Raw genomic sequence first — 26,801 nt, forward strand, 5'->3', positions numbered from 1 at the left:
GTCGCGCGCCGTCAAGAGATTCAGATGGTGGTCGGTGCCTCGCGGCGCAAGGCCGGCGGCCGAATCGTCAGCCACGCCGCCAGCGCCACGCCGGATATGACCGCGCCGATCCAGACAGCGATCCACGCGGTATCTCCGAATCCTTCCTCGGCCAGATACAGCCCCGTCGCGATCAGGAAAGCGGCACACCAGCGTTTCGGATTGGCGATGATCCGTTCTGCGAACAATATGGCCAGCAGCCAGCCCAGACCGAGGATCGGCAACGCCATCAGCAGCGCGAATTCGAGCGCCGCCAGTCGCGGAATCATCGCGTCGCGGGCCGGCAGGTTCGGAAGCAACGCGATCAGCAGCCCCACAAGCCAGCAAATGCCGGATTGGCACAGGAGATGAGCCCGGCGCCGCATCCCCGCTCCGTATCTAGAACGGCTTCACGATCACGAGGATGACGATCAGCGCCGTGACGATGCCCGGCACCTCGTTCATGATCCTCAATGCCTTGCCGCTCACCGGCCGTTCGCCGCGGGCCAGCTTCTTGCCGTAGCGCACCATATAGCCGTGATAGCCCGAGAGGCCGAACACCAGCGCGATCTTCAGATGCAGCCAGCCCAACCCCGGCGAGCCGGCGAACAGGCCGAGCTGCCACGCCAGGATCAGGCCAAACACCCATACGAGGATCATCGAAGGCGTGATGATGATGTTGCGCAGCTTCCGCTCGCGATCGATCCAGCGCTTCTCCTCGGCGGAGCCCGGCGGGGATTCCTGATGGTAGATGTAATAGCGCGGCAGCATGAACAGCCCCGCGATCCAGAAGATCACGAAAATGACATGGCCGGCCTTGATCCATTCATACGTCAAGGCGAGCACGGCTCCCAGGCTCACGGGCGTCATCGGCGCAGCATAGCGAGCAGTTGCTCGACATGCGATACCGGTGTTTCCGGCAGAATTCCGTGCCCGAGATTGAAGATATGCGGCCGTGTCGCAAGTGCCGCCCGGATCGTTCCCACCGCGCGTTCCAGCGCCGATCCGCCCGCGACGAGCGCCAGCGGGTCAAGATTGCCCTGCACCGGCAAGTCCCCGGGCAGCGCATCATTTGCCCAGACCGGATCGATCGTCTCGTCCAGCCCGACGGCGTCCACGCCCGTTTCGCGCGCATAGACGGGCAGCTTTTCACCAATTCCCTTGGGAAAGCCGATGATCACGGCAGCCGGTTGCCGTGCCCGAACCGCGTCCACGATCGCACGATTGGGTGAGATCACCCAGCGCCGGAATTCATCCGGTGCGAGGCTCCCGGCCCAGCTGTCGAAGAGCTGGATCGCCATCACGCCCGCATCAATCTGGCCGATGAGATACTCCACCGTCGCCCCGACGATCAGATCCATCAGTCGCTGGAAGGCCACCGGATCGCGATAGGCGAGCCGGCGGGCCGCCCCCTGATCCTTGGATCCTGCCCCTGCGACCATGTAGGTCGCCACTGTCCAGGGCGATCCCGCAAAGCCCAGCATCGTCGTCCCGGCCGGCAGATCGGCCACGACATGGCGGACCGTCTCGTAAACCGGATCCAGCCGCCCGATCGCCTGCCGCAGCATCGAGAAGTCGCCATCCAGAAGCGGTGGCGCGAGGCGGGGGCCTTCGCCGGCCTCGAACCACAGATCCTGCCCCAGTGCATGGGGGATGACCAGAATGTCGGAAAAAAGGATCGCGCCATCGAAGCCGAAGCGCCGGATCGGCTGCAGCGTGATCTCGGCTGCCGTTGCTGGATCGTAGCACATGGCGAGGAAGCCGCCCTTGGCCTCCCGCAGTGCCCGATATTCGGGAAGATAGCGTCCGGCCTGGCGCATCAGCCAGACGGGCGGAGGATCGCGTCTTTCACCGCGCAGAACGGCGAGGAGGGGCCTGTCAGAGGCCGTTTCGGGCGACACGCTCGCCGGAATCGCATGCATCCCTTTTCTTACCTTAAGAGTTTAAAAGGAGATTGTTGGAGTCAGTAGGCGGCCGCCGAGCGGGGTTTATTCGCCACCGTCGGACTTGCCAACAGTTTGACTCCCATGAATCTCCTTTAGATCCGACGAGTCGATGAAACTGCCCCCGTTATCCACAGGCGGCGGGATTCGTTGATCCCCTGTGGAAAAAGCACGGGATCGCTCGTTTGAATCGGGGATCGCCAGCCATCCACCGCGCCACCCACGGGGTTTTCGGGCCGCTCACCCCCAATTTTTTCCACAGGCTGGTTTTCGGGGTCTGCAAGGGCTCGGGAGCGTTCCCGCACGAAACGTGAAGATGGTTCCGGCAGAGCCCGTGACGGGCTCTGCCCTGCTTCCACCCTGAGCGATCAGGCTCTAGAAGCCGACGCTCATGCGCCTTCACCTCCATCTTCTTTCGGATTCCACCGGCGAAACGCTGGAGGCGATCGCCAAGGCCGGCATCGCCCAGTTCGATGGCGTGGAAACGATCAAGCATTTCTGGCCGATGGTGCGTTCCGAAGGGCATCTGGATCGCGTGATGGGGGAGATCCTCCAGCGGCCGGGCCTCATCATCTACACGCTGGTGAATTCGGATGTACGCCGCACGCTGGAACAGCGCTGCCAGGTGGCGGGCCTGCCTCACGTCGCCGCGCTCGATCCCGTGACCGAAGCGCTTCAGCGGCTGCTGGGGCAGGAAGCGAAGGCCAAGCCCGGCCGGCAGCATACGCTGGACGCGGCATATTTCGCGCGCGTCGATGCCATCCAGTTCACAATCGCGCATGATGACGGGATCGCGCCGGAAGATTGGGAAGAGGCCGATATCGTGCTCGCCGGCGTGTCGCGCTGTTCGAAGACGCCGACCTCCATCTATCTCGCCAATCGCGGCTACAAGGTCGCCAACATCCCTCTGGTGGTGGAAAGCCCGCCGCCGCCGATCCTCTATTCGCTGAAGAAACCGCTCGTCGTCGGCCTTACCACCAGCCCGGATCGCCTGATCCAGATCCGCCGCAACCGGCTTCTCTCGCTGAATCAGGTGACCGAGACGGCCTATGTCGATCAGGAAGCGGTGGCGGGTGAACTCGCGTTCGCGCGGCGCATCTTCGCGGACAAGGGCTGGCCGGTGATCGATGTCACCCGCCGCTCGATCGAGGAGACGGCCGCCGCGATCATCAATCTGCTGACCAGCCACGGAATGGAGCCCCGACCGTGAGCCGCCTGATCCTCGCGTCGCAATCCTCTTCACGCAAGGCGATGCTGGAGGCGGCGGGTGTGCCGTTCGATGCCGAGGCGCCGGGTGTGGACGAGGAAGCAGCGAAGGCGGCGTTTCGGGCCGACGGGCTCGATGGGCGCGGCATTGCCGATGCACTGGCGGAGCTGAAGGCGGTGAAGATTTCCCGCCGCCATCCGGATGCGCTTGTGCTGGGGTGCGATTCCACCGTCCAGGCGGCGGACGGCGCGTTGCTGGACAAAGCGGAAAGCCGGGAGGAATCGCGCGAGCAGCTCCTGGCGCTCGCCGGCACCACGCATCGTCTGGCGAGTGCCGCCGTGGTCGCGTTCGCCGGCCAGCCCATCTGGCGCCACGTCGACGTGGCCAAACTGACGATGCGGCCTTTTTCCGAGGCGTTTCTCGATTCCTATCTCGATGCGGAATGGCCCGCTATCGGCGGCTGCGTGGGCGGATATCGGATCGAAGGGCTCGGCGCGCAGCTGTTCGCGCGGATCGAGGGAAGTCAGTTCACGATCATGGGCCTGCCGCTCCTGCCCCTGCTCGATTGGCTGCGCATCCGGGGTGTGATCGCCGCATGACACGTTATGCCGAGGTGATCGGGGATCCTATCGCCCATTCGAAATCGCCGACGATCCACGGCTTCTGGCTCGAACGGGCAGGGCTGGACGGGGATTATCGCCGTGCCCATGTCCGCCCGGCGGATCTTGCCGCCTATCTGGCCGAGCGGCGCGGCGATCCGGACTGGCTGGGCTGCAACGTCACCATTCCCCACAAGCAGGCGGTGCTGCCCCTGCTCGATGTGGTGGATCCGGTGGCGGCCGGCATCGGCGCGGTGAATACGATCGTGGCCTGCAATGGCCTGCTCACCGGCTATAATACGGATGCGCCCGGTTTCCTGGAGCCGCTGCGGCCGTTGCTGGATGAGCGGCATCTGCTGCGCACGGCCCGCATCTTCGGTGCCGGGGGCGCGGCGCGGGCGATCGCCCATGGCCTCTGGGGCGAAGGGTTCACGTTGATCCTCGCGGCCCGAAACGTGGATGCGGCGGCGGAAATCGCCGCGGGATTCGATTCGGGCCACGTCCATGTCACGTCGCTCGCGCACTTTGCGGAGCCGCTGGATTTCGACTGGAAGGATATGGAAGGCCGGCTCGATGTAGTCGTGAACGCCACGTCCTGCGGCATGACTGGCCAGCCGCCGCTGGATCTGGATTTCAGCCACATGCCGCCGGGCGCGATCGTCTATGATGCGGTTTACACGCCGCTGGAGACGCCACTGCTCGCGCAGGCCAGGGCGCTGGGCCATCCGATTGTCGATGGATTGCAGATGCTGATCGGGCAGGCGCGCATCGCGTTTCGCCATTTCTTCGATGTCGATGCGCCGGCCGATGCCGAAAGCGAGGCCGCGCTGCGCGCCCTGCTGCTGGCATGAGCATCGTGATCGGCCTCACCGGCTCGATCGGCATGGGCAAGTCCACCGTCGCCGCGATGATCCGGAGGCTCGGTATCCCCGTGTTCGATGCCGATGCCGAGGTGCGCCGGATGCAGGGGCCGGGCGGCGAATTGCTGGCGGCGATCGAATCGCTCCATCCCGATACGACCGGGCCGTATGGTCTGGATCGTGCGAAGCTCGCCCGGGCGGTGTTCGGGGATCGTGCGGCACTCGATCGGCTCGAGCGACTCGTTCATCCGGCGGTGGAGCGGGCGCGGCGCCGCTTCCTGCGCCGCCATCGTGCCCGCCGGATCGTCGTGCTGGATGTCCCGCTGCTGTTCGAAAAGGGCGGCTGGCGGCGCGTCGACCGGATCATCGTGGTATCGGCGGCCGCCTGGCAGCAGCGCAGGCGCGTCCTCGCCCGGCCGGACATGAGCCCGGACAAGCTTGCGCGGATCCGCGCGCTCCAGACGCCCGACGCCGAAAAGAGGCGGCGTGCCGATTTCGTCCTCTCCACAGGCGGGACGCATATGCGCACGGCAGCCGATCTCCGCCGGATCCTCGCTTGCGCAGGCGCGCGCCGAGGCCGATAGTATCCGGCCATGCGCGAGATTGTCTTCGATACCGAAACCACGGGCCTCAGCCCCGCCGACGGCCACAAGCTCGTCGAGATCGGTTGCATCGAACTCGTGAACCGGGTCGAAACCGGCCGGCACTATCATTGCTACATCAATCCCGGCCGCTCGATGCCGAGCGAGGCCGAAGCGGTGCACGGCCTTTCGGAAAAATTCCTGTCGGACAAGCCGTCCTTTGCGGAAATCGCGGCCGATCTGATTGAATTCATTCAGGATAGCCCGCTCGTCGCGCACAATGCGACCTTTGATTTCGGCTTTCTGAACTGGGAATTGCAGGCGTGCGGGCGCGATCCCGTCGATCTCGGGCGGATGGTGGACACGCTTGCCATCGCCCGCGCCCGCCATCCCGGCGCCAAGCATAGCCTGGATGCGCTGTGCAGCCGCTATGGCGTCGATCGCAGCCAGCGCGTGAAGCATGGCGCGCTGCTCGACGCGCAGTTGCTGGCGCAGGTCTATGTGGAGTTACGGGGCGGCCGCCAGATCGGTTTTTCGCTGGCGGAGACGCAATCGGCCGATTCGCCGGTCTCGGGGCCTGTCGGGGCGCCGATCGAGCGGCAATTTCGGTCCGCCCGCCCGCATCGTGCGAGCGACGCGGAACTCGCGCGCCACGCCGCATTTGTATCTACCCTGGCCGATCCGTTGTGGAGCGGGCTGCTTAACGCCGCTTGACCTTGCGCCCATGCTGGGCTTGAGGCCGGCGCTTCGCCGCGGAACGGCCCTTGATAAGGAGAGCAAAAGATGGACATCCGGGTCTCTGGTCATCAGGTTGACACGGGCGACGCGTTGCGGACCCATGTCGAGGATCGACTGCAGGGCGTGGCCGACAAATATTTCTCGCGAAGCATCTCGGCGCACGTCACGTTCGGCAATGCACCCCACAGCGCCTTCTCCTGCGATATCGTCGCCCATGTGATGCAGGGCGTGATCCTCAAGGGTTCCGGCCAGGGAACGGAGGCGCATCCCGCCTTCGATGTGGCGGCCGATCGGATCGAGACCCAGCTGCGCCGCTACATGCGCCGGCTGAAGAACAAGCATGGCACCAACGGCGTGGCCTCGGCCGAGCCCGGCGAGATTGCGGATGATGCGGGCTACACCGTCTTCCAGGCAGCCGAGGAGGAATCGGCCGGCGAACATCCGCCGATCGTGGCGGAGCTGCGTGTCGACGTGCCCGAAGCCAGCGTCGGGGATGCCGTGATGATGCTCGATCTGCGCAACACCAATGCCCTCCTGTTCAAGAATTCGGGAACGGGGGCGTTCAATATGGTGTATCGGCGCGGCGACGGGACGATCGGGTGGGTCGAGCCGCAGCGCGCGGCCTGATCCGCCCGCCCGGATCGGGCTTCATATTTTTCGGACAGACGACGAGCAGATGGACGAGTTTGCTGACATTTTGGCGCCCAGCGCCGTCTTTTCGGAGCTGGCCGTTCCGAACAAGAAAGTGTTGTTCCAGCAGCTGGCGGCGGCCGCCGGCGAACTGACGGGGCTCGATCCGCGCGTGATCGTGTCCCGTCTTTCGGAACGCGAGCGGCTCGGCTCCACCGGCTTCGGCGGCGGCATCGCCATTCCTCACGGCAAGATCGAGGGGATCGGCCATGTCGTCGGCGCCTTCGCGCGGCTGGCCACGCCGATCGATTTCCAGTCGATCGATGATATGCCGGTGGATCTGGTCTTTCTGCTTCTGTCGCCGCCCGATGCCGGCGTCGAACATCTGAAGGCGCTGTCCCGGGTCAGCCGGCGTCTGCGCGATTCGGCCTTCGTGGCCAAGCTGCGCGGGGCCGGATCGCGCGATGCGCTTTACGCCCTGTTCGTCGAGGCCGACGCGCGGGACGCCGCCTGACGTGACGGAAGCGCGGGCCGCAACCGGCCTGCTCGTGTCGGCCCTGATACGCCGGATCGAGGCAGGGGGCGGCTCGGCGATGGTGCTGGCCCGTGGCGATGCCACGGCGGGCGCGATCTTGATCGCCCTTGCCGATCGCGGCGCGGATGGCCCCCTGCTCGAGCGCAGCTTCGGTCTGGATGGCTATGCTTGGCGGGAGACAGGCCCGGCCGATCCGGCGGACCGGCCTGCTTATCTCGCCGGCCGCCGTCGCACCGATCCTGATCTGTGGATTGTGGAGATCGATCATCCCGATGCGCGCCGCATCGCGATGGAATTGCTTTCTTAAAGGGGAGCGGCGACTCGAATCGTCTTCCAAGCGTTCCCGAATCGTTCTAGTCTTCGGCCATGGCCACAAGCCCCGCCTGCTTCGAGGATGGCCCGCTCGTGGCGGCAGATGTCGCGCGCGGCGTGGCGCGATTATTGTTCCGTCAGGATCTCGTCGCCTTGTGCGAAGTGCCCCTCGGCAATGGCCGGCGGGCGGATATTATGGCGCTGGATGCAAGGGGCTGCATCACGATTGTCGAGATAAAATGTTCGCGTGCCGATCTGCGCGGCGATGCCAAGTGGCGTGATTATCTGGATTATTGCGATCGTTTCCTGTGGGCGGTGCCCGCCGGATTCGATCTTGCTCCGTTCGAGGAGGAGCATTTCCTGCCGCAGGTGGCGGGGCTGATCGTGGCGGATCGCTATGATGCGGCCATCCTGCGCGATCCCGCGCATCGTCCGCTCGCCGGCGCGCGGCGCAAGACCGAGACGCTCCGCTTCGCCCGTCGCGCAGCACAGCGCCTGCTGGGCTCGCTCGATCCGGGGCTGGCGGGGCTGGATTGATCCCGACCGCAGCGCGAAAAGCCTAGCGGACCGGGCCGGCGATCTTGGCGCTGTTCGCCTTGGTCGGCTTGGCTTCGTCCAGCATCTTCAGCATCGCGGCGCCGCGCCGGTCCTCGGTCGCATAGTCGCGGGCGCTCTTGCCGGCGATCGTATCCTGCCTGTCTGGGCTCGCGCCGGCCGTCACCAGCATCCGTCCGGTGACCAGATCGCGATTGCGCACGGCGAAGATCAGCGGCGTCTCGCCGCTATTGTCGACGGCGTTGACGTTGGCACCCGCGGAGATCAGCAGACGCGTCGCATCGGCATCGCCGGTCTGCGCCGCCACCAGCAGCGGGGTCATTCCCTGGCGATCCTTGATCTCGGTCGATGCGCCGCGGCCCAGCAGGAAGCCCAGCCATGTCATGTCATGCCCGCGCGTCACGATATGGAGCGCGGTCTCGCCGGTATTGGGATCGCGCGTGTTGAGTACAGGTGCGCCGGGCTTGTTCAGGAAGGGCATGGCCTTGTCGCCATCGCGATCCTTCACCGCTTTCAGGAAGGAAAAGCTGTCCGAAAATTGCGCGATGGAAGGCGCAGCCAGGGCCAGGCCGATCGCGCTCGCGGCGATCATGGCAAAGCGACGGCGAACACCCATATCTTGCTCCACGGAAGGCTGCGCGGGCAAGGCGCGCGCTTGTCAGCCGCCTCCTAGCAAAGCATGATTGAGCGCACCATGAACAATCCACGCCTGGTCGTCGCCACGCTGCTCGCGCTGGCGCTCGGCGCCTGCCAGCGTTCGCCCGCGCCCGGGCAGGAAGCGCCGCTCGCTGGCGCCCGTATCGGCGGTCCCTTCACGCTCGTCGATCAGGACGGCAAGCCTTTCTCCAGCGAAGCCCTGAAGGGGCGCTATGCAGTCGTCTATTTCGGCTACACCTATTGCCCCGATGTCTGCCCCACGGACATGCTCACACTCGCCAAAGGCCTGAAGACGTTCGAGGCGCAGGATTCCGCCCGCGCCGCGAAGATATTGCCCGTCTTCATATCGGTGGATCCGGCCCGCGATACGCCGCCGGTGCTCAAGCAGTTCGTCGGCGCGTTCCACCCCCGAATGATCGGGCTCACAGGCACGGATACGCAGATCGCGGCCGTGGCGAAGGAATATGCGACGACGTTCGAGAAGGTGAAGCCCGAGCCGGGCGTGGAAGGCTATCTGATGCAGCATATGAGCACGGCCATCCTGTTCGGCCCGAAAGGGGAGCCGATCGCCCTCGTACCCGTCGATCTCAAGGATGGCGGCGCGGGTGTCGCGGAAACCTTCGCGCGGTGGGTGCGATGAGCCGCTTCTGGGAAGAAAAGCCGCTCGATCGGCTGAACCGCGATGAGTGGGAATCGCTCTGCGACGGCTGCGGCAAATGCTGCCTCCACAAATTGGAGGATGAGGAGACGGGCGAGGTCTTCCCCACCAACGTCGCCTGCCGCCTGCTCGATCGCAAGCATGCGCAGTGCATGGATTATCCGAACCGGAAGACCCATGTGCCCGATTGCGTGCGGCTCACGCCGGCGAAGCTCCGGACGATCGACTGGTTGCCGTCGAGCTGCGCCTATCGGCTGGTCGCAGCCGGCCAGCCGCTGCCGGACTGGCATCATCTGATCAGCGGCAGCCGCGAGACGGTGCACGAGGCGGGCGCCTCGACGCGCGGCTGGACGGTGTCGGAGGACGATGCCGGCGAACTCGAATATCACATGATCGATCGTGAGCTCTGAGCCCAGCTTCGCCGATCCGGGCGGCGGCAGGCGCCCGCTGGTCGTCCGCCGATCCGGCCGGGCGCGCCGCATGCGGCTTTCGATCGATCCGCGCGACGGGGCGGTGAAGCTGATCCTGCCCGCGCGCGCCAGCCTCAGCGCCGCCTATCGCTGGGCGGAGAGCCATCGCGGCTGGATCGAGGCGACGATCGCGGCGATGCCGGCCCCGACGCCGCTGGGGGACGGCGCTCTCATTCCCTATGAAGGTGGCGACTATCGCCTGTGCTGGGTTGCGGGTGCCGCGCGCCGCATCGCCATCGAGGGCGATCGCATCCTTGTCGGCGGGCCGGAGGACATGGCCGGCCGGCGCGTGCTGCGCTGGCTCCGGGCGGAAGCACTTGCGCGGCTTACGGCCGAGACGGCCCACTATGTCGGGCTTGCGGGCGTCACGCCGGCGCGCGTCGGCATCGGCGATGCCAAAACGCGCTGGGGCAGTTGCACCGCCTCCGGCGACATTCGCTACAATTGGCGCCTGATCCTCGCCCCGCCCGAAGTGCGCCGCGCCACCGTGGCGCATGAGGTGGGCCATCGCCTGCACATGGATCACAGCCCCGCTTTCCATGCGGCCGTCGCGCGCCTGTTTGGCCGCGATCCCAAGCCCGAACGTGCATGGCTGCGCGCCAACGGATCGCGGCTGCACGCCTTCGGGCGCGGTTAGGCCAGCTCCATAGTCCCGCGCCCGCAGGCGCACCGCATCAGGTCAGAAGGATCAGCGCGGCGGGGTCTGCTGTGCGGGTGCCGGTCGCCGCTGATCGCGCAGAACATTATCCAGCCACCGCTGATCCAGCTGTGGCTCTGGCTGCGAATCCGCGCGCGGCGGCGTGGCGGGCGCGGGCGGTGCGTTGGGCAGGGCCGGGGCGCTGGCGGGCGGCGGAGTGTCGCCCGGCACCGGCTGCACCTCGGGCACTTCGCCCGTCACTTCATCGCCCGTCTGCGGCGGTGGATTGTCGCCACCGAAGCCCTGATCGGGATTGCCGAAATAGGCCTCGTCGTCCGGCTCAAGCTGCCATTCCGGAAGTGTCGCATCGGTCGCGAACTTTTCCGCCGGGCGCGTCTGCAAGGCCACGCGCATGAAGGCGGAGAAGGCCTGCGCCGGATTGCGGCCGCCCTGCAGGCCGGGGATCGGCTTGGCATCGTCGCGGCCCATCCACACGCCTGTGGTCAGCCCGCTGGAAAAGCCGAGGAACCAGCCGTCCTTGTTGGACGAGGTCGTACCCGTCTTGCCCGCCACCGGCCGGCCGATCTGCGCGGCGCGCGCGGTGCCCACATTCACGGCCGTCTGCAGCAGATCGGTCATCTCGGCCGCCACGAAAGGCGCCACCAGCACGCGTGGCTGGCTGGGTTCGCGCTGATAGATGATCGTCCCGTCGGTCGTGGAAACCTTGATGATGCCATAGGGCGCCACTGCCGTTCCGTTGGCGGAGATGGCAGCGAAGGCGCGCGTCATGTCGATCAGGCGCACGTCGGATGTGCCCAGCACCATCGAGGGATGGGTGTTGATCGGCGTGGTGATGCCGAAGCGTCGCGCCATGTCCGCCACGCTGTCGAAGCCCACCTGCTGGCCGATCTTCGCCGCCACCGTGTTGATCGAGAAGGCGAAGGCGGTGCGGATGTCGATATCGCCCAGGAAGCGCCGGCTGCTGTTGCGCGGGCTCCAGTTATCGATCGTGATCGGTTCGTCCGTCACCGGATCGCCGGGCTTCACGCCCGCTTCCAGCGCGGCAAGATAGACGAAGAGCTTGAAGGCCGATCCCGGCTGGCGCTGCGCCTGCGTCGCGCGATTGTAGATGGACGAGACGTAATCCGTGCCGCCCACCATCGCGCGCACCGCGCCGTCATTCTCCATCGAGACGAGCGCGCCTTGCAGCCCTTCCGGCGTATTCTGGCGGATCGCGGCGTCGGCGGCATCCTGCATCTTGCGATCGAGCGTGGTCCACACATCCAGCGGGGCGGATTGCTCGTCCACCAGCGTGTCCAGCTGGGCGAGGGCCCAGTCCGTGAAATAGCGCACGCTGTTCTGCTTGGGTTCGGGCGCGAACGTCACCGATTTGAGATTCACCGCTTCTGCCTGCGCAGGCGTGAGCGCGCCGGCATCCACCATCACGTCCAGCACCACGGTCGCGCGGTCGCGCGCGGCCTGCGCATCGGCCGAAGGCGAATAATGGGACGGTGCCTTCACCAGGCCGGCGATGATCGCGGCCTCCGCCAGGCTCAGATGATCGCCCGGATGGCCGAAGAATTTGCGGCTCGCCGCATCGATGCCATAGGCGCCGCCGCCGAAATAGACGCGGTTGAGATACAGCTCCAGAATCTGCGCCTTGGAGAATTTGCGCTCCATCGCCAGCGCGAGGATCGCCTCGCGGATCTTGCGGGCGTAGCTATAATTGCTGGAGAGGAAGATGTTGCGGGCAAGCTGCTGCGTGATGGTCGATCCGCCCTGCAGGCGCCGGCCTTCGTCATGCAGGCGCTTGGCCACATAGAACATGCGCGCAATGCCGATCGGGTCGATACCCGGATGGCTGTAATAGCGACGGTCTTCCACGGCGACGATCGCATCGCGCATCACCTTCGGGATGCGATCGTGGGGCAGCCAGTCGCCATAGCTCGGCCCCAGCGACAGCAGCAGCGATCCGTCCGCCGCATGGACGCGCACCGTCTGCCCGTTGGGCTTCTGCATCATGTCCTGAAAGGATGGCAGCGAGGCCATGGTGACCATCACCGCCACGACGAGCACGGCGATGCCCGCCAGCCCGCCGAACAGGATGGTGCGCAGCGCGATGCTGGCAATGCGGCGTGCGCGGCCCGGAGGAGCGGATTTGGCGGAAGGCATAAGGCGGGAGCGCGATTACCGTTTCGCGCGCCCGCTCACAAGGCGATCCCGATGGATTGCCGCGTAACCAGCCCGGCTCAACCCTTGTCCTTGCCCGAATCCGGCTGGAAATCCAGCGAGGCGGAGTTGATGCAGAAGCGCAGCCCTTCTGGCCCCGGCCCGTCCGGGAAGACATGGCCCAGATGCCCTTCGCACGCCGCGCAACGCACTTCGGTCCGGATCATGCCGTGGCTCAGATCGCGATGCTCGGTCACGGCCAGGTTTTCGGCGGGTTTGGTGAAGCTCGGCCAGCCGCAGCCGGAATCATATTTGGCGTCGCTTCCGAAAAGCGGCGCGCCGCAGCCGGCGCACACATAGTCGCCGTCTTCGTGATTGTCCCAGTAGCGGCCGGTGAAGGCGCGCTCCGTGCCGGCTTCGCGCAGCACATGATATTGTTCGGAGGTCAGGCGATCGCGCCATTCGGCGTCGGGCAGGTCGATCTTTTCCATGGCCTGAATGTGGGTAGCGCGCCGGGCTCGGTCAATGGCCGATCCGGGTGAGGCGGGCGGCCTGGCGGGCGAGCCATGGCAGGCGATCGATCACCCGGATCGTGGCGGCGGCGGCGGCCGGGGATTCGGCGATCCTCCGGATGATTTCGGCATGGCGCAGCGGCCCCGCCGCGCGGCCGGCGAAGCGCGCGATATGCGCCTCGGCCGGATCGCCGGACAGGATCGCGTCGGCCGCCGCGCGCCCGCTGGCGAGCGCGATGGCGATGCCGTCGCCCGCGAGTGAGGCGATCACCGCCGCCTGATCCCCCACGCGATAGGTGAGAGGCGCGGTCGTCCGCGCGCGCCAGCCATAGGGGATGGCGGCGATCGCATCCCAGGCGGTGGCCGCCATCCCCAGTTCCGCGATCGCCGGAGCCTCGCGCGCAAGGTCGGCCATCAGCGCCGCTGGCTGACCGCCGGCCTCGCGCAGGCGCCCGGGCCGCACCGAAACACACAGATTGGCCTGGCCATCCTCCTGCACGAGCAGGCCGGCATAGCCGCCCCGAAAGAGATGCAGTTCGATCGTTCCAGCGAGGTCGGGTGGTGCCGCAATCGTCGTGCGCAGGCCGATCGAGCCGCCAGGAGCGCCGCGCTCCGCGCCTCGCACCGCATGCTTGCCCGTGGCGACGATCAACCGGCTCGCCTCGATCGCTTCGCCATTGCCAAGATCCGCGCGCGTGCCGGTCACGCGCCGGACCGTCACGCCGCGCAGCACGATGGCGCCCGTCCTCTCCGCCAGGGCCAGCATCGCATCGTCCAGCCGTGCGCGCGAAAGCCCGCCCGCTTCCGCCGGCAGCCACGTCTCGGTGGAGCGTCCTCCCGCGATCAGCCGCAGCCGCGTGATCGGCGCGGCGCCCAGCGCCACCCGGTCCACTCCCAGCCGACGCAGGGAGGCGATGGCATCCCAGCCGAGAAATCCCCCGCAGACGATTCCGCCCGGCAGGGCGCGTCGTTCCACGATCAGCGGTGCGCGGCCGGCATGCGCCAGCCCGATCGCGGCGGCGGCCCCGGCCGGCCCGCCGCCGATGATCAGCGTGTCCGTTCGACGCATAATCGGAAGGGAAAGCGGCGGACGATCCTCGCTGTCGCTGCGTGGCCGCCGGCGGCCGCCAGATAGGGGGGCCATTCCGCCTCACGCCACCCGCGCGCGATCGAAAGCGTGCCGTCCTCGCGCACGATCCGGTGCCAGCGCATCGCGCGCGCCAGCCACGGATAGGTCGCATGGGCGAAGGCGCTGCGGCGAATATCGTTCACCAGCCAGCCGATGCGCGCCTCGGCCTCCATGAAGCGGAGGAAGGCGATCAACTGATCGTCCGCCATATGGTGGGCGACGAAGTTGGAGATGACGAAATCGAAGCCTTCGCCCGCAAGACCGGCATAGTCGCCTGTTTGGAACGAGATGCCGGTTCCGGCCGGCGTCGCCGCCTTGGCGACGATTTCCGAACGGGGATTGAGATCGATGCCGATCAGTTCGGCATCGATTTCCCGCGCCCTCGCCCAGCGGGAAATGCTGCGCAGCATATCGCCATGGCCGAACCCCACGTCCAGCAGCCGGAAGCGGCGCCGGCCGCCCATGGCGCGCGCGAGAAAAGCGAGCGTCGGTCGCGCGGACAGCAGCAGCCGGTTCACCTTGGCGAGATCGGTCAGCAGCGCCGCATAGCTTTCGAAATCAAGATCGAGGGCATCCATCTGCTCCTCTTCGCGGCTGCGGATCCCGAGCCCGCTCACCTTGCCCGCCGAAAGCCAAAGCCTTCCGCCGCCATGCCGGGGCCGAAGGCGAGCGCGATGCCGCCGGCCGCGCCATCATCCCGCGTCATCAGTCGCTCCAGCACGAACAGCAAGGTTGCGGACGACATGTTGCCTTTCGCGAAGAGCACGGCGCGGGATTCCGCGAGCGCGCTTTCGGGAAGGGACAATGCGCGCTCCACCGCATCCAGAACCGATCGCCCCCCGGCATGGACCGCCCACATGTCGACGGGTCCGTCGCCCAGCATGGCGGCCCGCGTTTCGGGCTGCGCAAGCGAGTCGGCGATCCGGGCCGGAACGCCGCCTGCCAGATGCATTGCGAACCCGGTATCGCCGATTTCCCAGCGGATCATCTCCGCACTGTCGGGCAGGGCGGTGGAGAAGGTGCGTGTGATCGCCAGCCCCTTGGGCTCCGCGCTCACGATGGCGGCGGCCGCGCCATCGCCGAATTGCAGCATGGCCAGCAATGGCTCGATTTCCGTCGAATGCTGCAGGTGCAGCGTGCATAATTCCACGGTGACGACGAGCACTTTTGCTGCGGGCTCGGAGCGCACAATATGGTGGGCGGTGCGCAGCGCGGCGACCCCGGCATAGCAGCCCATGAAGCCCACCAGCACGCGTTCGACGGTGGCAGAAAGGCCCAGCCGCGAGGCGATAATCTGATCGACCCCCGGCGCCACGAATCCGGTGCAACTGGCGACGACGATATGCGTCACGCCCTCGATCGGCCCCAATCTGGCGATCGCCGCCAGCGCCAGTCGGGGCGCTTCCTCGGCATAGATGGACATGCGCCGGGCCGTCGTGGGCGAGGCGCCGTGATAGAAGCCGCCCGGATCGATCTGGCGCGCCTCAGGCTCGGGCGCGAGGACGGACCAGCGTTGTGCGATGCCAGAGCGATCGGCCATGCGCGCGAACAATGCGGCGGTGCGCCGATCCCCGATCCTGCCCTTCGCCCATTCCACGAACAGGCCATGCACCTCGTTGGATGGGGTGGCTGTTCCCACGCGGTTGATATGGGCGATCACCGCGATGAAGTTACTGGGGCGTTTCTGAACCCAGCGTGATTTTCATCAGGAACTGATGGCTCGATCCGGCCGGAAGACGGAGGATTCCGGGCTTGTCGCGCAATTCCCCGGAATAGCCCGCAGGATCGGCAAAGCCCGCCCATGGCTCGATGCAGAGATAGGGCGCGCCCGGCTTCTGCCAGATGCCGAGTTCCGGCATGTCGGGAAAGGCGATGTCCAGCCCGCGCGTGCCCGGCGCGCCGAACCATATGGATCGGCTCGCCAGGCGATCGAAGATGATCGCGTCATCCTCGAACAGGCTGGCGTCCGGCGCGAGCATATCGCCTGCAACCGGTGTCGGCTCTGGTGTCGGCCGCAACAGCCCGGCACTGTCGAGGCGGCGGATCGGTGCCGGCTCGGGTGCCGCGAAGATCACGCGATGATCCTCCTTCGCCGCCCCATAGGGAAGCGGCCAGCGGAATGCCGGATGAAAGCCGAAGCTTGCCGGCAAATCGGTGGTGCCGCTGTTGGTGAGCATCGCCACCACCGTCAGCGTCGCGCCTTCGATCGAGAAGCGGAGGTCCAGCCGAAAGGCGAAGGGATAGGCTTCGCGCGTCGCGGCGCCATCCTCCAGCCGGAAGGTCGCGCAAGCCTCGGTCCGTTCCACGAGCTGCCATTCCGCCCTGCGCGCAAAGCCATGCTTGGCAAGCCGATAGGCGTGGCCGCCGACACGAATCTCGTCATGGGCCACGGCGCCCACGATCGGGAACAGGATCGGCGCGCGCCCCGCCCACCACGCCGGATCACCATCCCACAGCAGATCGCGTCCGGCCTCGTCCCGCAGCGCCTGCAGCTCCGCGCCGAGCGTGGAGATGTCCGCCGACAAGGCGGGCGAGGCGATGCGGACGATTTCGGGCATCAGACGTCCAGATTGGCGACCGAGAGCGCGTTGTCCTGGATGAATTCGCGCCGCGGCTCCACCACGTCGCCCATCAGCCGCGTGAAGATCTCGTCGGCCACGTCGGCCTGCGCGATCTCCACCTTCAGCATCGATCGGTTGGCCGGATCCAGCGTGGTTTCCCACAGCTGCTCGGCATTCATCTCGCCCAGGCCCTTGTAGCGCGCGATGGCGAGGCCCTTGCGCCCGGAGGCGAGGATCGCCTCCAGCAATTCGGACGGCCGCGTGATGCGCTTGCCCTTGGCGGGCTCGGGCGTCGCGTCGTCGTCGGCATCGTCCGCGCGCTCGGCCTGCTTGATCGAAACGAGCCGCGCCTCGACGGCATAGCTCCGGGCCTGTTCAGCCATCAGCGCATGCAGCCTGCGCGCTTCGGTCGAAACGACGAAGCCCGCATCCACCACGTGATGATCGGTCACGCCGCGCCACAGGCGCTTCGCATGATAGCCGCCTTCGCCGGTGGCCTCGACCGTCCAGCGCGCCTCGGGATCGGCGCGGTTCAGCCACGAGGCGGCTTCGGTCGCCATGCTGGCGCGATCGCCGATCTCCGGATCCAGCGCGCCGGCAAGCGCCATCGCCTCGATCATGGCATGATCGTAACGGCGCGGCACATAAGCCATCAGCCGGTTCACGCGCTGCGCATGATCGATCAGGCTGCGCAGATCCTGCCCGGTGCGCGTGCCTTCGCCGGTTTCCAGCGCGCTGGAGCCGAGGCCCGCATCCACCAGATAATCGTCCAGCGCGGGCGCGTCCTTCAGATAGACTTCGGAACGGCCCTTGGCGACCTTGTAGAGCGGCGGCTGGGCGATGAAGAGGTGCCCGCGCTCGATGATCTCCGGCATGTGCCGATAGAAGAAGGTGAGCAACAGGGTGCGGATATGCGCGCCGTCCACGTCGGCGTCCGTCATGATGACGATCTTGTGGTAGCGAAGCTTCTCGATGTTGAAATCGTCGCGGCCGATGCCCGTGCCCATCGCCTGGATGAGCGTGCCGACCTCCTTTGACGACAGCATCTTGTCGAAGCGCGCGCGCTCCACGTTCAGGATCTTGCCCTTCAGGGGCAGGATCGCCTGCGTGTTGCGATCGCGGCCCTGCTTGGCGGATCCGCCGGCCGAGTCACCCTCCACCAGGAAAAGCTCGCTCTTGGCGGGATCGCGCTCCTGGCAGTCGGCCAGCTTGCCGGGAAGGGAGGCGATATCCATCACGCCCTTGCGGCGCGTCAGTTCGCGCGCCTTCTTGGCGGCCTCGCGCGCGGCGGCGGCATCGATGATCTTCTGGATGATCGCCTTGGCGTGATTGGGATTCTCTTCCAGCCACTCGGCCAGTTTGTCCGCGATCAGGCTTTCCAGCGGCGCACGCACTTCGGAGGAGACGAGCTTGTCCTTCGTCTGGCTCGAGAATTTCGGATCGGGCAGCTTGACCGATACGATCGCGGTGAGGCCCTCGCGCATGTCATCGCCGGTGAGGGTCACCTTCTCCTTCTTCAGCGCGCCGGATTTCTCCGCATAATTGTTGAGCGTGCGCGTCAGCGCGGCGCGGAATGCGGCAAGGTGGGTGCCGCCGTCGCGCTGCGGGATGTTGTTCGTGAACGGCAGGACATTCTCGTAATAGGAATCATTCCATTCGAGAGCGACATCGATGCCCACATCGTCCCGCTGGCCATGCACCGCGATCGGATCGGGGAAGAGCGGCGATTTGGCGCGATCCAGATATTTCACGAAGGCCGCGATGCCGCCCTCGTAGAACAATTCATGCTCCACCTTCTCGGCATGGCGCGCATCGACCAGGAAGATGCGCACGCCGGAATTCAGGAACGCCAGTTCGCGATAGCGATGCTCCAGCTTCTCGAAATCGAATTCGGTGATCTTGAAGGTGGCGGGGCTCGGCAGGAAGGTCACCTTCGTGCCCTTCTTTCCCGCGGGCGCGGGACCGACCACCTTGAGCGGCGCCACGGCATCGCCATGGGCGAAGCGCATGTAATGCTCCTCGCCATCGCGCCAGATGGTGAGATCCAGATATTCGCTCAGCGCGTTGACGACCGAGACGCCCACGCCGTGCAGGCCGCCCGAAACCTTGTAGGCATTGGCATCATTGGTGTTGTCGAATTTTCCGCCCGCGTGCAGCTGGGTCATGATGACTTCGGCCGCGGATACGCCCTCTTCGGCATGGATGCCGGTGGGGATGCCGCGCCCATTATCCTCGACGGAAACCGAGCCTTCGGGATTCAGCGTGATGACGATCCGGTCGCAATGGCCGGCCAGCGCCTCGTCGATCGCATTGTCGCTAACCTCGAACACCATATGGTGGAGGCCGGATCCATCGTCCGTATCGCCGATATACATTCCGGGCCGTTTGCGGACCGCATCGAGGCCCTTGAGCACCTTGATCGAGGAGGCGCCGTAATCTTCAGAGCCGTTGCTGGTTTCGGGGGTATCTGCCATGCCGAGCATATAGGGATTTGCCGGGCGTAACCCAAGCGAAATGGAGACTGTCGCATGGTGAGGCGGGGGGATCGGTTTTCGCGCGCCCATGCCCTGTCCCGGCTGCCATGAAAGCGCGCGCGGATCGCCATGCGGAGCGCCACGCCGGAGACAGGATCGGCTGGCTGCGTGCCGCCGTTCTGGGGGCGAATGACGGCCTCCTGTCTACCGCCGGCCTGATTGTCGGCGTCGCTTCGGCCCATTCCTCGCGTGAACAGGTCGTGGTCACCGGGCTTGCCGGTCTGGTGGCGGGCGCCATGTCGATGGCGGCGGGCGAATATGTCTCGGTCTCGTCGCAGGCCGATGCCGAGCGCGCCGATCTCGCGATCGAGAAGAGGGAGCTGGCGGCCGAGCCTGATGCGGAAACGCGCGAATTGCAGCTCATCTATCAGCGGCGCGGCCTCGGTCCGGCACTGGCCCGGCAGGTGGCCGTCAGCCTGATGGCGGTGGATCCGCTTGGCGCGCATGCCCGCGATGAGCTTGGCATCAACGAGGTGACTGCGGCGCGCCCCGTGCAGGCCGCGCTCGCCTCGGCCTCTTCCTTCGCGCTTGGGGCGACGCTTCCCATCCTCACCGCGCTCGTGGTTCCGCTCCGTTTCACGAGCGAGGGCGTGACGCTGGCTTCCCTCGCGACGCTGGTACTACTCGGCTCGATCAGCGCGCATATCGGTGGCGCGCCCATCCGTCCGGCCGCGTTGCGCGTCTTCTTCTGGGGGGCGTTCGCCATGGGATTTACGGCCCTTGTCGGCCATTTCGTCGGATCGGCACTCTAGCCGGCGGATCGTTGCTCTCCGATCTCCGCCAAGCCGACCGCGCCCCCGCCACAGTTCGTGTGACGAGGGCGCCTTACGCTACGCCTACGGGCGATTATTCTTGTGTCGTTTGTGAGGAAGCATCCTCTCCGGATACGAAAAACTCCCGTTCCGCGCTCTTGTTCCGGATCGTCGACCTTCGTCGTCATGAGCGCTCCGATCCGGGCTTGCGCCGTCCGCCGAAGACGCCCCATCATGGCGCCGGGCAAGCATGGGAGCGACGATGAAGAAGCGGCTTTTGGGAACGGTCGGGCTTTCGCTGCTCGCATGGCCATCCGGCGCGCAGACCCCGCCGCTGACGCCCGAGCAGCAGAGCTTCCGGGCGCTCTATCAGGAGATGGTGGAGACCGACACGTCGATCACCACCGGCAGCTGCACGGCGCTGGCGGACAAGATTGAGGGGCATCTGAAGGATGCCGGCTATGCGGCGGACCAGATTACGCGCTTCGCGGTGCCCGATCATCCCAAGGAAGGCGGGATCGTCGTCGTCTATCCTGGCACGTCGAAGACGCTGAAGCCGATGCTGCTGCTCGGCCATCTCGATGTGGTGGTGGCCAAGCGCGAGGACTGGACGCGCGATCCTTACAAGCTGATCGAGGAAAACGGCTATTTCTACGGCCGTGGCACCTCGGACATGAAGGCGATGGATGCCGCCTGGGTCGATATGATGATCCGCTTCCGGAAGAGCGGGTACAAGCCAGGGCGCACGATCAAGATGGCGCTCACCTGCGGCGAGGAGACGACCGGGGCTTTCGACGGCGCCGAGTGGCTCGCGAAGAACCGGCCTGATCTGATCGCCGCCGAATTCGCGCTCAACGAAGGCGGTGGCGGGCGCACGGATGGTCACGGCAAGGTCGTGCTGATGACGATGCATGTCGGCGAAAAGGCCGTGCAGAATTACCGGATCGAGACCACCAATCCCGGTGGCCACAGCTCCGTCCCCGTGCCGGACAATGCGATCTACGAACTGGCCGATGCGCTGAAGAAGGTCGCGACCTATGAATTCCCGGTCCAGCTTTCGGATACGACGCGCGCCTATTTCGCGCGCGTCGGCAAGTCGCAACCGGGCGAGATGGGCGCAGCGATGGTCGCGATCTCCAAGGATCCGGCCGACAAGGCAGCGCTCGCGATCCTCGACAGGGATCGTTCCTATCATTCGATGCTGCGCACGACCTGCGTGGCGACGTTGCTCGATGGCGGCCATGCCAACAATGCGCTGCCCCAGCGGGCGGGCGCCAATATCAATTGCCGCATCTTCCCGGGCAACAGCGTGGAGGCGACGCAGGCCGCGCTCGTCCAGGCGATCGGCGATCCGAAGGTGACGGTCACGCTCGTCCCGCCGATCCGCCCGCCGGCGGTGCCGCCGCCGCTGGATCCCAGGATCTTCGGGCCGGCCGAGAAGCTGGTCGCGAAATATTATCCGGGCGTGCCTTTCGTTCCCGCCATGTCGACGGGCGGCACGGACGGCATCTTCCTCGAGGGGATCGGCATTCCCGTTTATGGCCCGCCGGGCGGCTATGGCGATCCGGACGGCAATGGCGCCCATGGGCTCAACGAGCGGCGATCGGTCGCCTCCGTCTATGGCGGTCGCGATTTCCTGACCGAGCTGGTGAAAACCTATGCGGACGGGCCGAAATAGAGGCTGAAGGCGGGCGATTGGGCGCGAGCGGGCGGGGGTTCCGCTCGCGCCACGCCGTTCATTGCGGCGGTTCGGGCGATGGATCGCCGAGTTCGATGATCGTGGCCGGCGTCGGCAATGGGCCGAACGCGACGAGATCTGTTCCCGTCATCCACACCTGGCCGCCGGCATCCGCCAGCCGCGCCAACAGGGCGGCGCGGCGAAGGGGATCGAGATGCGCCGCCACCTCGTCCATCAGCAGGATCGGCCGGGTGCGACGATCCTCCGCGACCAGATCGGCATGGGCCAGCACGATGCCGAGGAGCAACGCCTTCTGTTCGCCGGTCGAGCAGAGCGCGGCGGGCTGCCCCTTGCCGAGATGGATGACCGCCAGATCGCTGCGATGCGGGCCGGCCAGCGTGCGGCCGGCGGCGGCATCGCGGCCGCGCCCCGCGCGCAATTCGGCGGCCAGCGCGGCCGCGCCCTCCTCCCCGGAGGGCTGCCATCCATCGAGCGAGAGGCCGGCCCGCGCGAATGGTCCTTCGGATTGCGCTTCCAGCCGCTCGGATAGTCGCTTCACGGTGCGCGTGCGGGCGGCAGCCATCGCGTTGCCATGCTCGGCCATGCCGGCCTCCAGCGCGGCGAGCCAGCCCGGATCGGCGCCATCGGGCTCCGCCAGCAGCTTGTTGCGGGCGCGCATCGCGGTTTCGTAGCGACTGGCATGGCTCGCATGGGCAGGCTCGCGCGCCAGCACCAGCCGGTCGAGGAAGCGCCGCCGCGCGCTCGCGCCCTCCAAGAAAATCCGGTCCATGGCGGGCGTCACCCACAGGATGGCGAGATAGTCCCCCAGCGTCGCGGCGCTGCCGTTCGCGCCGTTAATCCGCACCTGCCGGCGCTCCGGTGCCGCCGCCAGCGTCGCCGTGCCGAGGTCGTGATCGTCCCCCGTGCGCGCGCTGATCGCGAAGCCGCCAGGCCCGTTGCTGCGCGCCATCTCCGAAAGCGTCGCGCCGCGCAGCCCGCGTCCGGGCGCCAGCAGCGAGACGGCTTCGAGGATGTTGGTCTTGCCCGATCCGTTGAGCCCGGTGAGCAGCACGAGGCCCGCGTCCGGCGTGAGAGTGAGCGCCGCGTGGTTGCGGAAATCGGTCAGCGTGAGGCGGGCGAGCGCGGTCATCGCGCTCGTCTTTCGCCGTCTTGCCGTACCCGCTTCAGCATCCATCGCCCGAATGTAAGATCATCCGGGCCAGCGATGGCGGCTCATGGATCCTGAAACAAGTTCAGGATCACCGGAGAGATTGGATCAAAGCGCCTTGAGCCACTCGCGCAGTGCCGGGCCGATATCGTCGCGCTCCAGCGCGAGCGCCACATTGGCCTGGATGAAGCCCAGTTTCTCGCCGCAATCGTGGCGCGTGCCGTCGAAGGTCTGGGCATGGAAGGGCTGCCTGCCGATCAGTTCGGCCATCGCGTCGGTCAACTGGATCTCGCCGCCCGCGCCCTTCTTGCCCGCATCGAGGATGTCGAGCACCTCGGGCTGGAGGATGTAGCGGCCCACCACCGCCAGGTTGGACGGCGCCGTGCCCTGCTTGGGCTTTTCCACCATGCCCTTGATCTCGGTGACGGCGCCCTCGGCCGTGCCCGGCGCGATCACGCCATAACGATGCGTATGCTCGGCCGGCACGGCGACCACGGAAATGACGTTGCCGCCCTTCGCCTCATAGGTTTCGCGCATCTGCTTCAGGCAGGGATTGGCCGGATTCCACAGCAATTCGTCCGGCAGCAGGACGGCGAAGGGCTCGTCGCCGATCAGGCCCTTGGCGCACCACACGGCATGGCCCAGGCCCGCCATCTCCTGCTGGCGCACGAAGGCGGCCTGGCCGGGCTTCAGCCGGGTGGGCTTCAGCAATTCGATGATCTCGGTCTTCTGCTTGGCGTGCAGGTCGCTTTCGATCTCGAAGGCGCGATCGAAATAATCCTCGATCGCATGCTTGGATCGGCCGGTGACGAAGATGAGCTGCTCGAAGCCTGCGGCCAGCGCCTCGTCCACCGCATATTGGATCAGCGGCCGATCGACGACGGGCAGCAGTTCCTTGGGAACGGCCTTGGTTGCGGGAAGGAAGCGCGTGCCGAATCCGGCGACTGGAAAAATGGCCTTACGGACGGGCTTCACGCTCATGCAACTGTCTCCTTCTCGAGCCACTCGGGCAGGGAATCGGCGGAAATCAGCGATTCGATCGTCTGTCGGGCGCGTACTATCGCCCAATCATGACCGGAAACCATTACCTCTGGCGTTAACCCACGCGAATTGTAGGTGCTGGCCATGGTCGCGCCATAGGCCCCGGCCGTGAGGAACACGACGAGATCGCCTGCCTTCACCTCGTCCATCTCGCGGCGCTTGGCGAACGTGTCGCCACTCTCGCAGATCGGGCCGACGATCGTGGCGGTGAAGCGCTCTCCCGAAGGCGTCACCGCGCGAATTTCGTGCCAAGCATCATAGAGGCTGGGGCGGAGCAGATCGTTCATCGCCGCATCCACGATCACGAAAGGCTGCGTCTCGCCCTGCTTCACGCGCACCACACGGGTCAGCAGCACACCGGCATTGCCCACGATCACGCGGCCCGGCTCGAAGAGCAGCCGCACGTTCCAGCCGGCCGTCACCTCGCGCACCATCGCGCCATAGACGGCGGGGCTGGGCGGCAATGGCTTGGCGGAATCATAAGGCACGCCCAGCCCACCGCCGAGATCGGCGGTGGTGATATCGTGCCCGGCCGCGCGCAGTTCGCCGATCAGCGCGCCGATGCGGGTGAAGGCGGCGCGGCTGGGCGCCAGATCGGTCAGCTGGCTGCCGATATGCACCGCCACGCCCTGCACCTTCAGCCCCGGCAGTGTGGCGGCGCGCGCATAGGCGGCCATCACGCGGCTGATCGGAACGCCGAACTTGTCTTCCGAACCGCCCGTGGAAATCTTGGCGTGCGTGCCCGCATTCACATCCGGATTCACTCGGAAGGCGACGGGGGCCACGCGGCCCAGCGCCACCGCCACCTGCGACAGCATCTCCGCCTCGGGCTCGGATTCCAGATTGAACTGGAAGATCCCCTCGTGCAGCGCCTGCGCCATTTCCTCGGCGGTCTTGCCCACGCCGGAAAAGACGATCTTGTTCGCGGGCACGCCGGCGGCGCGCGCGCGCGCCAGCTCGCCGCCAGAAACCACGTCCGCGCCCAGCCCGGCTCTGGCCAGCGTCGCCAGCACCGCCTTGTTGGGATTGGCCTTCACCGCGAAGGCGATCAGCGGCCCTTCCGGCCCGCTCTCCACGCCATCCAGAGCGTCCCGGAAGACGCGCGCATGGCGCTCGATCGTCGCGGTCGAATAGACGTAGGTCGGCGTGCCGGCCACATCGGCGATCGCCGCCAGCGGCACATGTTCGGCATGCAGGCTGCCGTCGCGAAGTTCGAAATGGTCCATGGTCAGCGCGGCGGTAGGTCGAAATGGTCGTCGGGGCGGACCTGGCTCTTGTAGAGCAGATCATCGCTCCGGCCGGGGCGGAATTGCGTTGGCGAGGCGAGCAACTGGACGGCGTCGGGCTGGTTGGGCGATGTGGCGGGCTTCACCGGCAGGGCCTTGCCCGCGGCCGGCGCCAGCTTCTGCATCTTGCCGCATCCGGCCAGCGCGCCCGCCGCCAGAAGCAGGAGGAGCCCGCGCCTCATGCGCTGATCCCCAGCGCGGCCTTCGCTTCCGCCACGCGCGCGCGCACCTGATCGGGCGCGGTGCCGCCGAAGCTCCTGCGCGCGGCGACGGAGGCATCGACCGTAAGGGCCGCGAATACCCGCTCATCGATCCGCGCGTCGATCGCCTTCAGTGCGTCCAGCGAAAGGGCGGAGAGCGCCACGCCCTCCGTTTCCGCCAGCTTCACGGCGCGGCCGGTGATGTGGTGCGCCTCGCGGAAGGGAATGTCCGCCTGCCGCACCAGCCAGTCGGCCAGATCGGTGGCGGTCGAGAAGCCGGCTTCGGCCGCGCCACGCATCCGATCGGTGCGGAAGGTGGAGGTCTCCACCATGCCCGTCATCGCGGCGATCGAAAGCGCCAGCAGATCATGCGCCTCGAAGACGGGCGGCTTATCGTCCTGCATGTCCTTCGAATAAGCGAGCGGCAGGCCCTTCATCGTCATGGTCAGCGCCACCATGCAGCCCGCGATCCGGCCGCTATGGCCGCGCACCAGTTCGGCCGCGTCGGGGTTGCGCTTCTGCGGCATGATCGAGCTGCCGGTGGAATAGCTGTCCGGCAGCGAGACGAAGCCGTAGGGCTGGCTCGCCCAGATCACGAATTCCTCCGCCAGCCGCGACAGGTGCAGTGCGCATTGGGTGGCGGCCATAAGATAATCGAGCGCGAAATCGCGATCGGATACGCTGTCGAGCGAATTGCGCGTCGGCCCGTCGAAGCCCAGCGCGGCCGCCGTGGCGTGGCGATCGATCGGAAAGCCGGTGCCCGCCAGCGCCGCCGATCCCAGCGGACAGAGATTGGCGCGCGCGCGTGCATCCGCGAAACGCGAACGATCCCGCCCGATCATCTCGTAATAGGCCATCAGATGGTGCCCGAGCGTGACCGGCTGGGCAACCTGGAGATGCGTGAAGCCCGGCATCACGCTGGCGGCATGCTCCTCCGCGCGCGCCACCAGCGCATGCTGGAGCGCCACGAGCCCCGCCTCCACCGCATCCACGCTGTCGCGCACCCACAGGCGAAAATCGGTGGCCACCTGATCGTTGCGGCTGCGCGCGGTGTGGAGGCGGCCGGCGGCGGCCCCGATCAGCTCGGCCAGCCGGCTCTCCACCGTCATGTGGATGTCTTCGCGGTCCAGATCCTCGGGAACGCCGCCCGTCTCATATTCGCCCGCGATCGTCGCAAGGCCGCCGTCGATCGTCGCCACGTCATCGGCCGAAACGATGCCGTTGGCGGCCAGCATGGCGGCATGTGCGCGGCTGCCGGCGATATCCTGCCGCCACAGACGCTTGTCGAATGGGATCGAGGCGTTGATTTCGCGCATGATGGCGCTAGGCCCGCCAGCGAACCGTCCTCCCCACATGGCGTTGGAGTCAGAC

At 66.7% G+C, this 26,801-nt stretch carries 30 protein-coding genes; 14 read left to right on the forward strand and 16 right to left on the reverse strand.

All coding sequences use genetic code 11. From position 1 onward, the window contains the following. Positions 1 to 20 precede the first annotated feature (20 nt). Genes DI605_RS02900 through hemE form a run of 3 tightly spaced genes read right to left on the reverse strand, consistent with a single transcriptional unit; the run spans position 21 to position 1,940 of the window. Complete coding sequence (locus tag DI605_RS02900; RefSeq protein WP_293968752.1) at positions 21 to 404, reverse strand: hypothetical protein; 384 nt, start codon at positions 402 to 404, stop codon at positions 21 to 23. Between the two features lie 13 nt (positions 405 to 417). Then, the gene (locus DI605_RS02905; protein WP_293968754.1) at positions 418 to 888 is read right to left on the reverse strand and encodes a CopD family protein; all 471 of its coding nucleotides are present in this window, start codon (positions 886 to 888) and stop codon (positions 418 to 420) included. Continuing rightward, positions 885 to 1,940 (reverse strand): uroporphyrinogen decarboxylase, encoded by a 1,056-nt coding sequence (gene hemE / locus DI605_RS02910; RefSeq protein ID WP_293968756.1) that lies wholly within the window; start codon positions 1,938 to 1,940, stop codon positions 885 to 887. Before hemE ends, DI605_RS02905 begins: the two co-directional genes overlap by 4 nt. 412 nt (positions 1,941 to 2,352) lie before the next feature. Between hemE and DI605_RS02915 the strand changes: the two genes are divergently transcribed. The 9 genes from DI605_RS02915 to DI605_RS02955 all read left to right on the forward strand — a co-directional run bounded on the left by DI605_RS02915 (position 2,353) and on the right by DI605_RS02955 (position 7,960). After that, entirely contained in the window at positions 2,353 to 3,171 is an 819-nt protein-coding gene (locus DI605_RS02915; protein ID WP_293968758.1) for a pyruvate, water dikinase regulatory protein, read from the forward strand. Further along, positions 3,168 to 3,767: a nucleoside triphosphate pyrophosphatase gene (locus tag DI605_RS02920; protein WP_293968760.1), complete on the forward strand. Its 600-nt coding sequence runs from the start codon at positions 3,168 to 3,170 to the stop codon at positions 3,765 to 3,767. Before DI605_RS02915 ends, DI605_RS02920 begins: the two co-directional genes overlap by 4 nt. Further along, positions 3,764 to 4,618 (forward strand): shikimate dehydrogenase, encoded by an 855-nt coding sequence (locus tag DI605_RS02925; protein ID WP_293968762.1) that lies wholly within the window; start codon positions 3,764 to 3,766, stop codon positions 4,616 to 4,618. Before DI605_RS02920 ends, DI605_RS02925 begins: the two co-directional genes overlap by 4 nt. Continuing rightward, entirely contained in the window at positions 4,615 to 5,211 is a 597-nt protein-coding gene (coaE, locus tag DI605_RS02930) for a dephospho-CoA kinase (RefSeq protein WP_293968764.1), read from the forward strand. Before DI605_RS02925 ends, coaE begins: the two co-directional genes overlap by 4 nt. A gap of 9 nt (positions 5,212 to 5,220) precedes the next feature. Continuing rightward, on the forward strand, positions 5,221 to 5,922 hold the full coding sequence (dnaQ, locus tag DI605_RS02935; protein WP_293968766.1) for a DNA polymerase III subunit epsilon: 702 nt from the start codon (positions 5,221 to 5,223) through the stop codon (positions 5,920 to 5,922). A 69-nt stretch (positions 5,923 to 5,991) separates the two neighbouring features. Continuing rightward, the gene (gene raiA, locus DI605_RS02940; RefSeq protein WP_293968768.1) at positions 5,992 to 6,573 is read left to right on the forward strand and encodes a ribosome-associated translation inhibitor RaiA; all 582 of its coding nucleotides are present in this window, start codon (positions 5,992 to 5,994) and stop codon (positions 6,571 to 6,573) included. A gap of 49 nt (positions 6,574 to 6,622) precedes the next feature. After that, positions 6,623 to 7,090 (forward strand): PTS sugar transporter subunit IIA, encoded by a 468-nt coding sequence (locus DI605_RS02945; protein ID WP_293968770.1) that lies wholly within the window; start codon positions 6,623 to 6,625, stop codon positions 7,088 to 7,090. Between the two features lies 1 nt (position 7,091). Beyond that, entirely contained in the window at positions 7,092 to 7,418 is a 327-nt protein-coding gene (locus DI605_RS02950; RefSeq protein ID WP_293968772.1) for a DUF1491 family protein, read from the forward strand. A gap of 59 nt (positions 7,419 to 7,477) precedes the next feature. After that, a complete protein-coding gene (locus DI605_RS02955; RefSeq protein WP_293968774.1) occupies positions 7,478 to 7,960 on the forward strand; it encodes an MmcB family DNA repair protein in 483 nt (160 codons plus the stop codon). A gap of 22 nt (positions 7,961 to 7,982) precedes the next feature. On the opposite strand, the gene DI605_RS02960 is transcribed toward DI605_RS02955, so the two are convergent. Then, positions 7,983 to 8,594 (reverse strand): ankyrin repeat domain-containing protein, encoded by a 612-nt coding sequence (locus DI605_RS02960; RefSeq protein WP_293968776.1) that lies wholly within the window; start codon positions 8,592 to 8,594, stop codon positions 7,983 to 7,985. Between the two features lie 78 nt (positions 8,595 to 8,672). Between DI605_RS02960 and DI605_RS02965 the strand changes: the two genes are divergently transcribed. Genes DI605_RS02965 through DI605_RS02975 form a run of 3 tightly spaced genes read left to right on the forward strand, consistent with a single transcriptional unit; the run spans position 8,673 to position 10,400 of the window. Further along, complete coding sequence (locus DI605_RS02965; protein WP_293968778.1) at positions 8,673 to 9,275, forward strand: SCO family protein; 603 nt, start codon at positions 8,673 to 8,675, stop codon at positions 9,273 to 9,275. Next, complete coding sequence (locus DI605_RS02970; RefSeq protein ID WP_293968780.1) at positions 9,272 to 9,703, forward strand: YcgN family cysteine cluster protein; 432 nt, start codon at positions 9,272 to 9,274, stop codon at positions 9,701 to 9,703. Before DI605_RS02965 ends, DI605_RS02970 begins: the two co-directional genes overlap by 4 nt. Further along, entirely contained in the window at positions 9,693 to 10,400 is a 708-nt protein-coding gene (locus tag DI605_RS02975; RefSeq protein WP_293968782.1) for a M48 family metallopeptidase, read from the forward strand. Before DI605_RS02970 ends, DI605_RS02975 begins: the two co-directional genes overlap by 11 nt. 51 nt (positions 10,401 to 10,451) lie before the next feature. Here DI605_RS02975 and DI605_RS02980 read toward each other — a convergent pair whose 3' ends face one another. The 7 genes from DI605_RS02980 to gyrB form a co-directional block, all read right to left on the reverse strand. After that, positions 10,452 to 12,572: a transglycosylase domain-containing protein gene (locus DI605_RS02980; RefSeq protein ID WP_293968784.1), complete on the reverse strand. Its 2,121-nt coding sequence runs from the start codon at positions 12,570 to 12,572 to the stop codon at positions 10,452 to 10,454. 77 nt (positions 12,573 to 12,649) lie between these two features. Next, the gene (msrB, locus tag DI605_RS02985; RefSeq protein WP_293968786.1) at positions 12,650 to 13,060 is read right to left on the reverse strand and encodes a peptide-methionine (R)-S-oxide reductase MsrB; all 411 of its coding nucleotides are present in this window, start codon (positions 13,058 to 13,060) and stop codon (positions 12,650 to 12,652) included. Positions 13,061 to 13,091: 31 nt separating this feature from the next. After that, positions 13,092 to 14,150 carry an FAD-dependent oxidoreductase gene (locus DI605_RS02990; RefSeq protein ID WP_293968788.1) on the reverse strand — a complete coding sequence of 353 codons (1,059 nt, stop codon included), beginning with the start codon at positions 14,148 to 14,150 and terminating at the stop codon, positions 13,092 to 13,094. Then, the gene (locus tag DI605_RS02995) at positions 14,129 to 14,788 is read right to left on the reverse strand and encodes a methyltransferase domain-containing protein (protein ID WP_293968904.1); all 660 of its coding nucleotides are present in this window, start codon (positions 14,786 to 14,788) and stop codon (positions 14,129 to 14,131) included. The genes DI605_RS02990 and DI605_RS02995 overlap by 22 nt, the downstream gene beginning before the upstream one ends. A 35-nt stretch (positions 14,789 to 14,823) precedes the next feature. Further along, positions 14,824 to 15,876 (reverse strand): type III polyketide synthase, encoded by a 1,053-nt coding sequence (locus DI605_RS03000; RefSeq protein ID WP_293968906.1) that lies wholly within the window; start codon positions 15,874 to 15,876, stop codon positions 14,824 to 14,826. A gap of 4 nt (positions 15,877 to 15,880) precedes the next feature. Beyond that, on the reverse strand, positions 15,881 to 16,768 hold the full coding sequence (locus tag DI605_RS03005; RefSeq protein ID WP_293968790.1) for an aldose 1-epimerase family protein: 888 nt from the start codon (positions 16,766 to 16,768) through the stop codon (positions 15,881 to 15,883). Beyond that, entirely contained in the window at positions 16,768 to 19,245 is a 2,478-nt protein-coding gene (gene gyrB / locus DI605_RS03010) for a DNA topoisomerase (ATP-hydrolyzing) subunit B (protein ID WP_293968792.1), read from the reverse strand. The genes DI605_RS03005 and gyrB overlap by 1 nt, the downstream gene beginning before the upstream one ends. A 107-nt stretch (positions 19,246 to 19,352) precedes the next feature. Here gyrB and DI605_RS03015 point away from each other — a divergent pair, with 107 nt between their 5' ends. Both DI605_RS03015 and DI605_RS03020 read left to right on the forward strand, forming a co-directional pair. Beyond that, on the forward strand, positions 19,353 to 20,057 hold the full coding sequence (locus tag DI605_RS03015) for a VIT family protein (protein ID WP_293968794.1): 705 nt from the start codon (positions 19,353 to 19,355) through the stop codon (positions 20,055 to 20,057). A 262-nt stretch (positions 20,058 to 20,319) separates the two neighbouring features. Continuing rightward, positions 20,320 to 21,735 (forward strand): M20/M25/M40 family metallo-hydrolase, encoded by a 1,416-nt coding sequence (locus tag DI605_RS03020; protein ID WP_293968796.1) that lies wholly within the window; start codon positions 20,320 to 20,322, stop codon positions 21,733 to 21,735. Positions 21,736 to 21,793: 58 nt separating this feature from the next. Here DI605_RS03020 and recF read toward each other — a convergent pair whose 3' ends face one another. The 5 genes from recF to argH all read right to left on the reverse strand — a co-directional run bounded on the left by recF (position 21,794) and on the right by argH (position 26,785). After that, positions 21,794 to 22,885, reverse strand: coding sequence for a DNA replication/repair protein RecF (gene recF / locus DI605_RS03025; protein WP_293968798.1), 1,092 nt, complete (start codon positions 22,883 to 22,885; stop codon positions 21,794 to 21,796). A gap of 126 nt (positions 22,886 to 23,011) precedes the next feature. Next, complete coding sequence (galU, locus tag DI605_RS03030) at positions 23,012 to 23,878, reverse strand: UTP--glucose-1-phosphate uridylyltransferase GalU (protein WP_293968908.1); 867 nt, start codon at positions 23,876 to 23,878, stop codon at positions 23,012 to 23,014. A 2-nt stretch (positions 23,879 to 23,880) separates the two neighbouring features. Next, a complete protein-coding gene (lysA, locus tag DI605_RS03035) occupies positions 23,881 to 25,170 on the reverse strand; it encodes a diaminopimelate decarboxylase (protein ID WP_293968800.1) in 1,290 nt (429 codons plus the stop codon). A gap of 2 nt (positions 25,171 to 25,172) precedes the next feature. Continuing rightward, positions 25,173 to 25,412: a hypothetical protein gene (locus DI605_RS03040; RefSeq protein WP_293968801.1), complete on the reverse strand. Its 240-nt coding sequence runs from the start codon at positions 25,410 to 25,412 to the stop codon at positions 25,173 to 25,175. Beyond that, the gene (gene argH, locus DI605_RS03045) at positions 25,409 to 26,785 is read right to left on the reverse strand and encodes an argininosuccinate lyase (protein ID WP_293968910.1); all 1,377 of its coding nucleotides are present in this window, start codon (positions 26,783 to 26,785) and stop codon (positions 25,409 to 25,411) included. The genes DI605_RS03040 and argH overlap by 4 nt, the downstream gene beginning before the upstream one ends. Between the last annotated feature and the right edge of the window lie 16 nt (positions 26,786 to 26,801).

The organism is Sphingomonas sp. (assembly GCF_003248515.1).
Lineage (GTDB): Bacteria > Pseudomonadota > Alphaproteobacteria > Sphingomonadales > Sphingomonadaceae > Sphingomonas_I.

Coding starts and splice junctions, on each gene's coding strand:
- DI605_RS02900 (WP_293968752.1), bottom strand. CDS start 404: ATGCGGCGCCGGGCTCATCTCCTGTGCCAATCCGGCATTTGCTGGCTT.
- DI605_RS02905 (WP_293968754.1), bottom strand. CDS start 888: ATGACGCCCGTGAGCCTGGGAGCCGTGCTCGCCTTGACGTATGAATGG.
- hemE (WP_293968756.1), bottom strand. CDS start 1,940: ATGCATGCGATTCCGGCGAGCGTGTCGCCCGAAACGGCCTCTGACAGG.
- DI605_RS02915 (WP_293968758.1), top strand. CDS start 2,353: ATGCGCCTTCACCTCCATCTTCTTTCGGATTCCACCGGCGAAACGCTG.
- DI605_RS02925 (WP_293968762.1), top strand. CDS start 3,764: ATGACACGTTATGCCGAGGTGATCGGGGATCCTATCGCCCATTCGAAA.
- coaE (WP_293968764.1), top strand. CDS start 4,615: ATGAGCATCGTGATCGGCCTCACCGGCTCGATCGGCATGGGCAAGTCC.
- dnaQ (WP_293968766.1), top strand. CDS start 5,221: ATGCGCGAGATTGTCTTCGATACCGAAACCACGGGCCTCAGCCCCGCC.
- raiA (WP_293968768.1), top strand. CDS start 5,992: ATGGACATCCGGGTCTCTGGTCATCAGGTTGACACGGGCGACGCGTTG.
- DI605_RS02945 (WP_293968770.1), top strand. CDS start 6,623: ATGGACGAGTTTGCTGACATTTTGGCGCCCAGCGCCGTCTTTTCGGAG.
- DI605_RS02955 (WP_293968774.1), top strand. CDS start 7,478: ATGGCCACAAGCCCCGCCTGCTTCGAGGATGGCCCGCTCGTGGCGGCA.
- DI605_RS02960 (WP_293968776.1), bottom strand. CDS start 8,594: ATGGGTGTTCGCCGTCGCTTTGCCATGATCGCCGCGAGCGCGATCGGC.
- DI605_RS02965 (WP_293968778.1), top strand. CDS start 8,673: ATGAACAATCCACGCCTGGTCGTCGCCACGCTGCTCGCGCTGGCGCTC.
- DI605_RS02970 (WP_293968780.1), top strand. CDS start 9,272: ATGAGCCGCTTCTGGGAAGAAAAGCCGCTCGATCGGCTGAACCGCGAT.
- DI605_RS02980 (WP_293968784.1), bottom strand. CDS start 12,572: ATGCCTTCCGCCAAATCCGCTCCTCCGGGCCGCGCACGCCGCATTGCC.
- msrB (WP_293968786.1), bottom strand. CDS start 13,060: ATGGAAAAGATCGACCTGCCCGACGCCGAATGGCGCGATCGCCTGACC.
- DI605_RS02990 (WP_293968788.1), bottom strand. CDS start 14,150: ATGCGTCGAACGGACACGCTGATCATCGGCGGCGGGCCGGCCGGGGCC.
- DI605_RS02995 (WP_293968904.1), bottom strand. CDS start 14,788: ATGGATGCCCTCGATCTTGATTTCGAAAGCTATGCGGCGCTGCTGACC.
- DI605_RS03005 (WP_293968790.1), bottom strand. CDS start 16,768: ATGCCCGAAATCGTCCGCATCGCCTCGCCCGCCTTGTCGGCGGACATC.
- gyrB (WP_293968792.1), bottom strand. CDS start 19,245: ATGGCAGATACCCCCGAAACCAGCAACGGCTCTGAAGATTACGGCGCC.
- DI605_RS03015 (WP_293968794.1), top strand. CDS start 19,353: ATGAAAGCGCGCGCGGATCGCCATGCGGAGCGCCACGCCGGAGACAGG.
- DI605_RS03020 (WP_293968796.1), top strand. CDS start 20,320: ATGAAGAAGCGGCTTTTGGGAACGGTCGGGCTTTCGCTGCTCGCATGG.
- recF (WP_293968798.1), bottom strand. CDS start 22,885: ATGACCGCGCTCGCCCGCCTCACGCTGACCGATTTCCGCAACCACGCG.
- lysA (WP_293968800.1), bottom strand. CDS start 25,170: ATGGACCATTTCGAACTTCGCGACGGCAGCCTGCATGCCGAACATGTG.
- DI605_RS03040 (WP_293968801.1), bottom strand. CDS start 25,412: ATGAGGCGCGGGCTCCTCCTGCTTCTGGCGGCGGGCGCGCTGGCCGGA.
- argH (WP_293968910.1), bottom strand. CDS start 26,785: ATGTGGGGAGGACGGTTCGCTGGCGGGCCTAGCGCCATCATGCGCGAA.